Origin of the sequence: Streptomyces sp. NPDC006207 (genome assembly GCF_040613835.1) — a bacterium.
Lineage (GTDB): Bacteria > Actinomycetota > Actinomycetes > Streptomycetales > Streptomycetaceae > Actinacidiphila.
Window position 1 is genome coordinate 109,504 of the sequence record NZ_JBEXSX010000025.1, and the last position, 12,410, is coordinate 121,913.

The 12,410-nt window shown below is 74.3% G+C and carries 11 protein-coding genes; 7 read left to right on the forward strand and 4 right to left on the reverse strand.

Annotated elements, in window-relative coordinates; all coding sequences use genetic code 11:
- Positions 1–121 precede the first annotated feature (121 nt).
- From ABZ312_RS21535 to pspAB, 3 genes are all read left to right on the forward strand, one after another.
- Positions 122–1,084 (forward strand): quinone oxidoreductase family protein, encoded by a 963-nt coding sequence (locus ABZ312_RS21535; RefSeq protein ID WP_500323185.1) that lies wholly within the window; start codon positions 122–124, stop codon positions 1,082–1,084.
- A gap of 110 nt (positions 1,085–1,194) precedes the next feature.
- Entirely contained in the window at positions 1,195–2,097 is a 903-nt protein-coding gene (htpX, locus tag ABZ312_RS21540) for a zinc metalloprotease HtpX (RefSeq protein WP_499515403.1), read from the forward strand.
- Positions 2,097–2,681 (forward strand): PspA-associated protein PspAB, encoded by a 585-nt coding sequence (gene pspAB / locus ABZ312_RS21545; RefSeq protein ID WP_500323186.1) that lies wholly within the window; start codon positions 2,097–2,099, stop codon positions 2,679–2,681. The genes htpX and pspAB overlap by 1 nt, the downstream gene beginning before the upstream one ends.
- 22 nt (positions 2,682–2,703) lie before the next feature.
- Here pspAB and ABZ312_RS21550 read toward each other — a convergent pair whose 3' ends face one another.
- Positions 2,704–4,059: a phosphodiester glycosidase family protein gene (locus ABZ312_RS21550; protein WP_500438503.1), complete on the reverse strand. Its 1,356-nt coding sequence runs from the start codon at positions 4,057–4,059 to the stop codon at positions 2,704–2,706.
- 192 nt (positions 4,060–4,251) lie between these two features.
- Entirely contained in the window at positions 4,252–4,665 is a 414-nt protein-coding gene (locus ABZ312_RS21555; RefSeq protein ID WP_500438504.1) for a PaaI family thioesterase, read from the reverse strand.
- Positions 4,666–4,783: 118 nt separating this feature from the next.
- Here ABZ312_RS21555 and ABZ312_RS21560 point away from each other — a divergent pair, with 118 nt between their 5' ends.
- Entirely contained in the window at positions 4,784–5,107 is a 324-nt protein-coding gene (locus ABZ312_RS21560) for an ArsR/SmtB family transcription factor (RefSeq protein WP_500323189.1), read from the forward strand.
- Positions 5,104–5,976, forward strand: a complete 873-nt coding sequence (locus tag ABZ312_RS21565; RefSeq protein WP_500323191.1) for an SRPBCC family protein — start codon at positions 5,104–5,106, stop codon at positions 5,974–5,976. The genes ABZ312_RS21560 and ABZ312_RS21565 overlap by 4 nt, the downstream gene beginning before the upstream one ends.
- A 25-nt stretch (positions 5,977–6,001) precedes the next feature.
- On the opposite strand, the gene ABZ312_RS21570 is transcribed toward ABZ312_RS21565, so the two are convergent.
- Positions 6,002–6,868 carry a Sco1979 family transcriptional regulator gene (locus tag ABZ312_RS21570; RefSeq protein WP_500323193.1) on the reverse strand — a complete coding sequence of 289 codons (867 nt, stop codon included), beginning with the start codon at positions 6,866–6,868 and terminating at the stop codon, positions 6,002–6,004.
- A gap of 212 nt (positions 6,869–7,080) precedes the next feature.
- On the reverse strand, positions 7,081–9,771 hold the full coding sequence (locus tag ABZ312_RS21575) for an ADP-ribosylglycohydrolase family protein (protein WP_500438506.1): 2,691 nt from the start codon (positions 9,769–9,771) through the stop codon (positions 7,081–7,083).
- A gap of 417 nt (positions 9,772–10,188) precedes the next feature.
- On the opposite strand from ABZ312_RS21575, the gene ABZ312_RS21580 reads away from it, so the two are divergent.
- Together ABZ312_RS21580 and ABZ312_RS21585 are read left to right on the forward strand one after the other, a co-directional pair.
- Positions 10,189–11,469, forward strand: coding sequence for a VWA domain-containing protein (locus tag ABZ312_RS21580; RefSeq protein WP_500323196.1), 1,281 nt, complete (start codon positions 10,189–10,191; stop codon positions 11,467–11,469).
- The gene (locus tag ABZ312_RS21585) at positions 11,469–12,365 is read left to right on the forward strand and encodes a hypothetical protein (protein WP_500358930.1); all 897 of its coding nucleotides are present in this window, start codon (positions 11,469–11,471) and stop codon (positions 12,363–12,365) included. Before ABZ312_RS21580 ends, ABZ312_RS21585 begins: the two co-directional genes overlap by 1 nt.
- The last annotated feature ends 45 nt before the right edge of the window (positions 12,366–12,410 follow it).

A 12,410-nucleotide genomic window follows, 5' to 3' on the forward strand; every position in this document is an offset into this window, starting at 1 on the left:
GTGCGGTGCTCGGGTGCCCCACATTCTTCCGGTGCTCCGGGGAAAGTCACATACCGACTGGTCGGTGTTACGGGCTATCGTGACCCCGGACGACGTTGGTACGTACGCGGAGGGAGTCGCGGTGCGCGCGATCCAGATCACCGAATTCGGCGGGCCGGAGGTGCTGCGGCAGGTCGAGCTGCCCGATCCCGTGCCGGGGCCGGGGCAACTGCTGGTCGAGGTCTCCTCGGCGGGGGTCAACTACGCCGACACGCACTTGGTGGAGAACTCCTACCTCTCCAAGGCCACCCTGCCCCTCGTGCCCGGCGCCGAGGTGGTCGGCCGCACCGCCGGCGGCCGCCGCGTGGTCGCCCTGACCGACAACGGCGGCTACGCCGAGAAGGCCGTCGTCGAGGAGTACCTCGCCCACGACGTGCCCGAGGGCGTCACCGACGGCCAGGCCCTCGCCCTGGTCGTCCAGGGCCTCACCGCCTGGCACCTGCTGCGCACCTCGGCCCGCATGGCCGCGGGCGAGTCGGTGGTCGTGCACGCCGCCGCGGGCGGCACCGGCTCGCTCGCCGTGCAGCTCGCCAAGGAGTTCGGTGCGGGACGGGTCATCGCCACCGCCTCCTCCAAGGACAAGCGCGACCTCGCGCTGGAGCTCGGCGCGGACGTCGCGATCGAGGCGGACGCCACGGACGCCGCGGGGCTGAAGGAGCGGCTCGTCGAGGCCAACGGCGGCAAGAAGGTCGACATCGTGCTGGAGATGACCGGCGGCCCGGTCTTCGACGCCTCGCTGGCCGCACTCGCCCCCTTCGGCCGCCTGGTGACGTACGGACTCGCCTCCCGCGTCCCCCCGACCCCGGTGCAGGCCGCGCAGCTCATGGGCCGCTCCCGGGCCGTCGTCGGCTTCTGGCTGATGCACTGCCTGGGGCGCCCCGGCATGTACCGCGAGCCGATGGCCGACCTGCTGGCCATGACGGCCGACGGACGGCTGAAGCCGCAGGAGGGCGGCAGGTACCCGCTCTCCGAGGTCACCCGCGCCCACGAGGACCTGCGGGCCCGCCGTACTTACGGCAAGCTCACGCTCGACCCGGCAGGCTGATCACTCCGGGCCGGCCGCGCCTGCGCCCCCGCCGTTCACGTGCCGGCGGAGGCACAATCGACAGCGGAGCACGAAGCCGCGGCCGGCGGCCCGGAGGAACGGGAGGGGCCATGGACAGGACCCGCTTCGCCCCCGACCGGGGGCTGACCACCCGCATGGTGGTCACCATGTTCATGATCGGGCTGCTGTACGTCGTGTTCGTGGGCGTCCTGCTGGCCCTGCTGCGCGGTGCCTGGCCACTGATCCTGATCGTCGCGGGCGGGCTGTTCATCGCCCAGTTCTGGTTCAGCGACCGGATCGCCGCCTTCAGCATGGGCGCCCGCGAGGTCACGCCCGAGCAGGCCCCCGAACTGCACGGCGTCGTCGACCGGATCTGCGCCCTGGCCGACATGCCCAAACCCCGCGTCGCGATCGCCGACAGCGACGTCCCCAACGCGTTCGCCACCGGACGCAACGAGAAGGCGGCCCTGGTGTGCGCCACCACCGGCCTGCTGCGCCGGCTGGAGCCCGAGGAGCTGGAGGGCGTCATCGCCCACGAACTCTCCCACGTCGCCCACCGGGACGTGGCGGTCATGACGATCGCCTCCTTCCTGGGCGTGCTCGCCGGGGTGGTCACCCGCATCGGACTGTGGGGCGGCCTCGGCCGCAACAGCCGCGACCCGGGCACCGCGATCGTGGTCATCCTGATCCCGCTGGTCAGCGCGCTCGTGTACTGCGTCAGCTTCCTGCTGACCCGGATGCTGTCCCGCTACCGCGAGCTGTCCGCCGACCGCTCCGCCGCGCTGCTCACCGGGCGGCCCTCCGTCCTGGCCTCGGCGCTGACCAAGGTCTCCGGGCAGATGGCCCGCATCCCCACCGAGGACCTGCGCAAGGCCGAGCCCTTCAACGCCTTCTACTTCGTCCCCGCCCTCGCCGGCGGCCAGAGCCTGGCCCAGCTGCTGTCCACGCATCCCACGCTGGAGCAGCGGCTGGCGCAGCTCGGCCGGATCTCCGTCGAGCTGGGACGGCGCTGATGGGGTTCCTGGACGCGCTGCTCGGCCGCAGCAAGCCCGTCAGACCCGACCTGGACCAGCTGTTCGGGCTCCCCTCGGCGGCCGTGACCCTGGAGGCCGCAGCCGGCTTCCGGCCCACCGGCGTGGGCTCGGTGTGCTTCGCCGCCGTGGAGGGCGGCGCGTTCGCCGAGGTCCAGCAGGACGTGCGGGCGCTCCTCGACATGGACACCGGCCAGGGCGCCGTGCCGGTGGAGTCCGTCCGCGACGCGTACGGGTACACATGGCTGGTCGTCCGGCGTCCGGCCGAGGACCTGCCGGCCCTGGTCGGCGACCTCCACGCGGTCAACTCGGCCCTGGAGGGGCACGGCTTCGGCCCCCAGCTGCTCTGCTCCCTGGCCACCTTCCGCGATGACGCCGGGCGGTCGCTGGCGCTGGTCTACCTCTACAAACGAGGCTCGTTCTACCCGTTCGTCCCGCTTCCGGGGGAGAAGCGCGACAACCCCCTGGAGCTCCAGGTCAAGGCCCTGCTCGGGAACGACCTCCGCCTCGAGGAGGACCTGGGCCGCTGGTTCCCCCTCTGGGGCGCGCCGGGCCTGGGGGGCTGAAGGGCAGGCGGTCCGGCGGTCCTCACCCCCAGGGCTGCACGTCCACCACGGCCTCGACCGGCGGGGGCCCCTGCACATGCGGGAACTCCTCGATGCCGAGTCGGGCCGGGTCCAGGGTCCGGCCGCGGCGCTGTGGGCCGCCGGTGGTGAAGACGCCGATGCCGTTGGCGACGAGGCGTTCCGTGCCGCCCGCCGGGTGGTTGCGGACTTTGACGCGGGACGCGCCGGGGGCGCGGGTGACGAGGGTGGAGGAGCCGCCGCCGTCGAGGTTGACGGCGGCCTGGGCGCCGATGCCGGACATCAGGGAGGCGAGTTCGCGGACCGTGAGGCCGGCGCCCGACTCGGCCTTCCCGTCCAGCGCCAGGAGGTACATCACGTGCCCGTCGTCGCCGAAGCCCGCCGCGGTGCGGGTCGCCGTGACGCCGTTCTCCAGGCCGTCCACGGGGTAGCCGTCGCGCAGGATCGGGTAGCCCCCGACGGCGAAGCTGTACCCGCCGCCGTACGCGGAGGCCACCAGTCGCTGCTGCACGTCGACCGCGTCGCCGGGCTCCAGCAGGCGCAGCGCCTCCGCCCCCGCCTCGCGGCCGACGAGGACCACCGCGCCGGGCGGGATCTCGCCCTCTCCCGGGCCCTCGCCGACGCCCACCACCTCGCCCTGGCTGACCATGACCTCGTAGGTGTCGTTGCTGCAGGGCGCCGCGCGCCTGGTGTCGTCGCCGCAGCCGGCGCGGAGCCGGGAGGCGCTGCCCCAGTCCGAGGTGTACAGGCCGACGCCGCCGACCGGGAGCGCGTACTGGTTCAGGCCGGCGAGCGGCACCGTGCCCTCCTCGAAGCTGACCGAGCCGGACAGCCGGAGCCGGTCGAGCCGGGCGATCCGGTCCGTGCCGACCGCGAGGACGTCCTCGGTGGTCGCGCCGGGCGGCAGCTTGGGGCCGAAGCGCTGGGCCGGCGGCACCGCCGACTTCAGGGCCCGTCCCGCAGCGACCGCCGGGCCGACCGCGGCACCGGTCGCGGGCACCCCGGCGTGCTGGGCCTCGCTCATGTTGAAGAAGTCGGCGTTGATGCCGCCCACCGCGCCCGCGGCGTCGGCGAGCCCCGAGACCGTGCCGCGTCCGGCGACGACACCGGGGTGCAGCAGGTCCACCGTGACGCCCGGCGTGCGCAGGTCCACCGTCAGCAGGTGTCCGCGGGCCGTGCCGTGGGCTCCCCGGTAGGTGAACGTCCGGTAGTCCACGCCCGAGGCGAGCCGGGTGGTCGCGCCGTAGCGCAGCCCGTCCCCGGCGACCGCGGCGGCGGCCCCGCCGGCGCCGCCGAGCACGGCGCTCCACGCCAGCGTCGCGGAGATCGCCAGGCGCACCCGGCGGGGTCGTCGAGTCACGTCGCTCCAGCCCGAAAACCGATTATCTGACGAATGGTCAATGGTTGCCCGGACCGGCTGGGTTGTCGCACCACCACGCCGCGCGTGAGGGGGAATTCGACTCGATACGGTGAAAAGCGGGCGGGAGGGGGTCTGCGGGCGTCTGCCGGGGCGCCGCCAGCCGCCCCAGCCGCTCCAGCTGCCTCGGCCGCCTCAGCCGGGGAAGGCGTAGACCGTGGTCGCCTGCGCCGCGGGTTCGACGGCGCCTTCGGGGGTGAGCTCGACGTCGATGAACGCCAGCCGCCGTCCGAGCTTGGTGACGCGCGCCGTGACCAGGACGTCGGTGCCCATGACCGCCCGCTGGAAGGTCGTGGACTGCTGGATGGTCGTCATCGGCCCGTAGTCCCCGCGGGCCGCGGACACCGCGATCACGGTGGCCGTGTCGGCGGCGGCCATCAGCGCCTGGCCCGACAGCGCACCGCCCTCCCGGGCCAGCCGGTCCGACCAGGGCAGCCGCAGCACGGCGTGCCGCTCCCCGGTCTCCTCGACGGAGAGCCCGAGGTCCTGCACCCAGGGCGCGAAGTTGTCGGCCAGGACCTTGTCCGCCTCGGCGGTGCTGATCGTCACGGCGGACATTCTGACCCACCGTCGGGGGCGCGCACCAGGGCGCGACGAGGCCCGGGCGCGTGCCCGCCGCGCGCACATGCCGTTGTGGGTATATAGCCTGAGGAGTATATTGGGGAACGTGTCCATACCCTTCGACGTGCTGGCCGAGCCGACGCGGCGGCGGATCCTCGATCTGCTGCTGGAGCGCCCCCGCCTCGTCGGCGAGCTCACCGAGCACCTCGGCCTCACCCAGCCCGGTACGTCCAAGCACCTGCGCGTGCTCCGTGAGGCGGGCCTGGTCCGGGTGCGTGCCGAGGCGCAGCGCCGCTGGTACGAGCTGAGCCCCGAGCCCCTGCGGGAGGTCGACGCCTGGCTCGCGCCCTACCGCAGGCTGTGGGGCACCGGCCTGGACGCGCTGGAGCGGCATCTGGACGCCATGCCCGACGAGATGGAGGAGCCATGACCACGGATACCGGCGAGACGCTGACCACCGCGGACGGCCGGACCGCGCTGCGGATGGAGCGGCGGCTCGCGCACCCGCCGGAGAAGGTGTGGCGGGCCCTGACCGAGCCGGGGCACCTGTCGAAGTGGTTCCCCTCCGACGTGGAGATGGAGCCGCGGGTGGGCGGCAAGGTGCGCTTCCCGTTCCGGCACGGCGAGGGCGAGGCCATGGACGGCCAGGTCACCGAGTGGGACCCGCCGCACGTCATCGCCTACACCTGGGGCGAGGACCTGCTGCGCTGGGAGCTGGTGCCGGAGTCCCTGGGCTCGGTGCTGACCCTGACCCACACCTTCGGCGACCGCCCCGGCGCCGCCAGCTTCGCCGCAGGCTGGGACGCCTGCATCGCCGGCATCGACCCCGAGCTGGAGGGCGAGCCGGTGCCCGGGCCGGGCGACATGAAGGCGGCCCACGAGCGCTACGTCAAGGAGTTCGGTCTCGACCACGGCACCGTGGAGGAGCTGCCGGTCGGCTGGAAGGTCCGCTTCGAGCGGCAGCTGACCCAGCCCGCGGCCACGGTGTGGAAGACCCTGCTCGGCGGGGTGTCCGCGCCCGAGGTGGGCGGACCCGTGCCGCGTGGCTTCGTCGTGGGCGACTTCGCCCCCGGACCGGTGAGCGAACTGCGCCCGAAGGAGGCGCTCGCCTACCCCTGGGACCTCCACGGCCGCCACGAGGGCACCGTGCGCTGGGAGCTGACCCGCGGCACCGGGCATGGCGCGCGACTGGTCCTCACCCAGACCGGCGTCCCCGAGGTGCCCCCCGCTCTGGCGCTGGACGTCTGGCGGGACCGCGTCGAGAGCCTCGCGGCGAAGCTGGCAGCGATGCCCCGCTGACCGGTGGACGGCACGGCGCCCGGCCTCACAGCCGGCCCCGTGCCTCCTCCAGGAACTCCCGGGTGGGGCCCGCAGGCAGGGCCTGGGCGCTCATCCGGTCCAGGGCCTCGCGGAACCGTGAGACGTCCTCGCGTTCGTCGAGGTAGACCGCGCCGATCAGGCTCTCCGCGTACGCGATGTCCGGCAGTTCCGGCAGCGGGAAGCGGAAGATGTGGAACGGACCGTACATCGCCGGGTGCGGCCCCGACGCGAAGGGCAGCACCTGCAGTCGCACCTGGGGCATCCCGCACGCCTCGATCAGGCGGTCGATCTGCAGGCGCATCACCTCGGGGCCGCCGATGGGGCGGCGCAGCACCGTCTCGTCCATCACGACCCACAGCAGCGGCGGGTCGTCGCGGGTGAGCAGCGCCTGCCGTTGCATGCGCAGCGCGACGCCGCGCTCGACCTCCTCCCGCGAGGCGTGCGGCCGCCCCGCGCGCAGCACGGCCTCCGCGTACTGCGGGGTCTGCAGCAGCCCCGGGACGTAGTGCGGTTCGTAGGCGCGGATCAGCTCGGCGGCGCCCTCCAGGCTGACGAAGGCGCTGAACCACTCGGGGAGCACGTCACGGAAGCGGTGCCACCAGCCGGGACGGTTGGCCTCGCGGGCCAGTTCCAGGAAGTTGGCGATCTCGGCGGGCTCGGTGACGCCGTAGGTGAGGAGCAGTTTCTCCACGTACGGGATGCGCAGGCCCACCTCGGCCTTCTCGATGCGGCGGACCGTGGCGTGGGTGACGTCCAGGGCGCGGGCCGCCTGCTCGTAGGAGAGGCCGGCCCTCTCGCGGAGGTCCTGGAGGCGTCTGCCGAGCACCACCCGCAGCACGGTGGGAGCGCTTGCCGCCCGCGCTTCAGTCACGGTCCATCCCCTCCAACACCGCTGATCCCCGCGTAGTTTGTCATGACGTCAGGGTCTGGCAAAGCATGTTGGGGACGCTTTGCAATGTGCAGAACGCACCGTACCGCGACGGCCCGGAGGCAGGCGGGCCCACGTCCAGCCGGCCACCGCCCCGGCCCCGTCCCCGGTGTCACGCGGGACCGGGGACGGGGGGTTTCGGCACGGGACGCGGCTCACCAACCGGGGTAGCGATCCCACCCGTGCTCGTCCCGGCCCGAGGCGTATGCGCTGCCGTCGGCGGAGCCGGCGGGCCCGGCGACGAGATCGCGGGCCAAGGTGTCGAGGACCCAGGCCAGTTCATGGCGACTGACCAGATCGACCGGCAGCGCCTCGGCGCCGTGTGCCGCTCCGAGCAGCGCGCCGGCCACGCAGGCCACCGAGTCGCCGTCCGGGGCACCGGCGGCGAAGCGCAGTGCGGCGCTCACCTGGTCCCGCCGGGGGAAGGAGGCCGCGACGTACACGCCGCCGAGCAGCGCCGAGGGCGCTGTGGCGTCGGGTGCGAGGTCGGCGAGCCGCTTGGCGTCGGCCGGGTGGGCGTCGGCCTCCTGGAGTGCGGCGGCGAGGGCGTCGAGTTCCCCGGCACGGGCGGTCGGGCCGGGATCGGCGCTGCGAAGGTCCAGCAGGCCGCGTTCCAAGGCGTCCCGTACGCCGGACCGGCTGCCCGCCGGCGGCGGCCCGTCGGCTCCGCCGGTCAGGCAGTGGTGGGCCAGGACGACGGCATGGGCCGCCGCGGAGTGCGCGGCCCGGTCGCCGTGGGTGAGGGCGGCCAGCTCATGGGCGAACACGGCAGCCTGTGCCGGGCCCTGCGCGGCGCCGATGACCGCGGCGGGAAGGGTGCGGGTCAGCGCGTGGCAGCCGCGGCTGGTCGTCGGCGGCTTCCCCGCGGTGCCCTGCTCGATCCCGGCCAGGGCGGCTACGGTCGCGGGCGCTGAACCACGTCGTTCGGCGAGTACGGGCACCTGGGCGAGCCAGCCGTCGGGCCACACCTCTTCGCCCGACCCCCAGCGGCGGGCCTTGAGGCCCTGCACGGCCGCCCACCGGCAGTACGCGTGCCACACCACCGACGGAGGATGGCAGACGCCCTTCTGCCCGGCGCGCACGAGAGCGCGGATCGTGCCCTCGGCGGTGAAGCAGGCCAGCTGGGTGCTGACCCCGGCCCGCAACGGGCCGTCGGCCGGCACCTTGCCCCGGGCGCGGCCGACCGTGTCGCCCACGGCGAGGCCGAGCAGCAGCCCGCGCACCCGGGACACGGAGGCCTTCTCCCTCGGGAAGTCCCTAGGCCGCTGCCCTGCGTCGGGTTCCAGATCGGACGCCTCCCGCCTGCCCTCGCCGATCCGGGCTCCGGCGGCCGCCGCCGGGGCGGTCAGATCGTGGACCGCGGACTGGAGTTCGGGGTGCGCGTGGAGGTGCCAGCCACCGGTCGGCGCCCGGCGCAGGTCCCGCAGCGCGCTCTCCGCATCGGTGCCCTTGGCCAGGTGGCTGAAGACGGCGGCGACGGCCGGGGTGCGGCTCTGCCCGGCGTGGCAGTGGAGCAGGACCCGCTTGCCCTCCTGGCGCAGCCGCAGCACCTGGCGGGCGGCCTGGTCCACGACGTGGTGGAGGTTGGCGTTCGCTCCCTCGCTGTCGACCAGCCAGACGCGGACCTGCTCGACGTCGGGTGTGCCGGGCAGGAGCGGGTCCGAACCGACGCGGCAGAGCGAGACCACGGCGTCGACGTCGACCGGCTCGGTGCCCTGGGCCAGGGCCAGGTTGCCCAGGATCACCCCGTCGTCGTGCGGGTGGGGGATGGCGAAGCCGGGGTGGCCACCGGCCGGCAAACGCGGCGCCGAGGGCCAGCCGGCGTCGTCGTCGTTCCCGCCCCGGGCGGTGAGCACGGCCAGCCGGACCAGGTCGGCGCCCGTGAGCCCCGGCCAGCCGTTGACGGCCTGCTGCCACTCCAGGGGGATGCCGGAGCAGCCCCAGCGCGCGCCGAGCAGGGCGCCCGCGATCGCCGCGACGGTGTCGGTGTCCGTTCCGGCGCGTACCGCCGCCTCCAGGGCGAGGCGCAGGTGCCGGGCGGGGAAGTCACCTTCGGCAGCGTTCAGTTCCGGAACAGCGGTGCGGGTGATGGCCGACCAGGCGGCCTGGAGCGCGTGGACCACCCAGCCGTTGTTGCCGAAGTGGTGCGGCGGGTGGGCCTCCGCCGCGTCCAGCCGCTTCGCCCACGTCTCCCGGCGCTCGGGCGGGAGCAGGGCCAGGCCATCGCGCACGCCGTCGAAGGTGCCGTACAGCACCGCGGTGCGGATGCCGGAGCACCACAGCACGCAGGCGTCGGCGCAATCGGGGTCGGGGTGGGTGAGCGCGCTGACGGCGATGGCGGCCTCGGCCATCGCGGCGGGGTCACCGAGGTGTGCGAGGGCGACGATCCCGGTCCGCATCAACGAGCCGTTCCCGGCGCTGCGCGCGTTGCCGGCGGTGTACTCGCGGGCGGCCTCCCGCATCGCCGTGCCCGCCGGCCCGGGGGCGCGGGCAGCGGTGCTCAGGACGAGGCTGGTCTGGTTGCCGACGTCGCTGGCGCCTTCGCTCAGCCAGCCCTGGAAGTTGGCGGCGATCGCGTCCAGGGCCTCGGGGCCGCGCAGATCCGCTCCGGTTGCCGCCACCTGGGCGATGCAGACCTGCATCTGAGTGTCGTCGGAGTACTCGCCCGGCTCGTACGGCCCCAAGCCGCCGCCGATCATCCGCGGCTGCTGATCCTCACTCAGCGTCGCCTTGAACTCGTAGGGCACACCCAGCGCGTCGCCCACGGCCGCGCCGAGCAACACCCCGGCGGCCCGGTCTGCGGCCCGCGCGTCGAGGTGGGGATGGGGTGCGGGGGTGTGGGCCACGGGCGTCCTCCAGGTGGTCCGGCGGCACGTGCGGGACGGGCCGAACGGCGAGTGCAGGGCGAGCGCTGTCCTGGTCGAACGCGGCGGTCCCGGGGCATCCCGGGGGCAGCCGGTTCAGGACGGATCTCCGGCGTGATGCCGCGTCAGCCTGGCACGAGGAGCCACTTATCGTCAATGGGACGCTATGGATGCCGGGAAGTGGCCGGCGTGGTCCCGCAGATGTGGTGGTGGCGGGGTGGACTCCGATCTGACGGGCCATCAGGCAGGTCGGCCGAGCCGAACGGGAGCGGTGACCCTCGACCGTCGCTGGTCAGCGCGGTGTCCCGGGCCCGAAGCGTGGTCCGCTGCGGGGAGGGTCACGGAAGAGCGGTCCGGGCCGAGTTGGGGGCGGAGTCGGATCTTCCATAGGATCCGCCAATGATCACAAGCAAACGGCTGGCGGTGGGGCTGTGCGGCCTCGCGGCCACCCTCGCCACCGCGCTCTTCCCGGCCGCGGCGCCGGCCGCCGCGGACGACGGGCCGGAGACCGCGCACGAGGCCCCGAAGGTCGAGCTCGTGCTCGACGTCAGCGGCTCGATGCGGGCCAACGACATCGACGGCAGGTCCCGCATGTCGGCGGCCAAGCAGGCGTTCAACGAGGTCATCGACGCCGTACCGGACGAGGTCCGGCTCGGCATACGCACCCTCGGCGCCAACTACCCCGGCAAGGACAAGGTGGTCGGCTGCAAGGACACCGAGGCCCTCTACCCGGTCGGCAGCGTCGACCGCACCGAGGCCAAGACCGCGGTCGCCACCCTCGCCCCCACCGGTTGGACGCCGATCGGCCCCGCCCTGCAGGCCGCGGGCAAGGACCTCGCGGGCGGTGACGGCACCCGCCGGATCGTGCTCATCACCGACGGCGAGGACACCTGCCAGCCGCTCGACCCGTGCGAGGTCGCGCGTGAACTCGCCGCCGAGGGCACCCACCTGGTCGTCGACACCCTCGGCCTGGTGCCCAACACCAAGATCCGCGAGCAGCTGAGCTGCATCGCCGAGGCGACCGGCGGTACCTACACCGCCGTCGACCACGCCGACCAGCTCTCCGACCGCATCAAGCAACTCGTCGACCGCTCCGCCGACAACGTGGTCGTCACCCCCACCGTGACCCAGGGCGCCGACCGTTGCGCCGACGCCCCGCTGCTCGGGGCCGGTGTCTACAGCGACCGCGAGGCGTTCACCGAGCACCGCTGGTACCGAGTGAGCGTCACCGACGGCCAGGAACTGCGCGCTTCCGTCAGCGTCGGCGCCGACCGCGCCGTCAACCGCGACTACGGCGTCCTCGTACGGGCCGTCACCTCCGGCGGCCGGGAACTCGTCCGCGGCTCGGAAGCGGGCAGCGGACGCACCGACGTCATCTCCTCCGGTCTGCGCTACGCCTGGCCGGAGCGCGACGACGACGACGCCGCGGCCGCCCGCACGGTGTGCATCGAGGTCAGCAACTCCTTCTCCGCCCCGGACGCCGTGAAGCGCACCCCGGGCCTGCCGCTCGAACTCAGCGTCGACCTGGTCTCCTCGCCCGACGAGCCGTCCGACGTCGCCTCCTTCGGCCTGGGCCGCGGCTGGTGGCTGCTGGCCCTGCTGGTCGTGACCGGCCTCGTCGCCGGTGTGCTGTGGGGCTGGATCTCGCGCTGGCGCGTCGCCGTCTGGAGGACCAACTGATGCGTACCATCCGAACGGCGCGCCGGGCGGCCGCCGTACTGCTTGCGGGCGCGGCCCTGTTCGCCGCCGGAGCGGGCACCGCCGCCGCGGACGACGCCACGCCCAGCCCGGGCGTGAGCGGAACGGGGGCCACCGAGGAGACCGTCCAGCCCGGCACCGGTTTCCGGACCGCCGGGAACCTCCGGCCGGGGGTGCGGACCGTCCCGGCCGGCGCCTCCACCGGCGACTACCTGTACTGGGTGTTCCCGGCCGCGGTGGGCGAGGTGCCCACGGTCTCCGCGACGGTCAGCCTGCCGGAGTCCGCGAGCCGGCACGGCGACCAGACCTGGCAGCTCGACGTCTACGACGGCCTGCGCCGCCGTCAGGCGTGCACCGCGGGCAAGCCGGCCAGGACGGCGTCCGCGCAGGACACCCAGCTGGAGCTGAGCTGCCGGCTGCGCACCGTGCGTGCATGGTCCGAGGCATGGGCCGACGACCCGCTCCCGGGCGCGTACTACATCCGCCTGACCGTGCTGCGGCTCCCGGACGAGGACCTCGGCCTGCCGGTCCAGGCACAGGTCGGCACCACCTCGACGGACGCGGGCGGCTCCAAGGCCGTCGACGGCGAACTCGCCGCCCCGCTCACCCCGGTCGCCAAGGCCGGGGCCACCCTCGACCCCAACGCCGTGCCGTCCGCCTCCGCCACGGAGGAGTCCGACGAGGCGGCGGACGACGAGGCCGACCCGAGCGCCTCGCCGGTGCCGGCCGGGCTGGCCCAGCCCGAGGACGGCTGGGGCGGCGGCTGGTGGTCCGACCGCTGGATCTGGACCGCGGCAGGGGGCGTGCTGGGCGCGCTCGCGGGCATCGCCGGTTACAGCCTCACCCGTGGACGGGGACGCCCCCGCCCGGTCGCGTAACCAGGACGTCCGGCGGCGCGCCGGTACGGTCCCGCACCGCGGGAC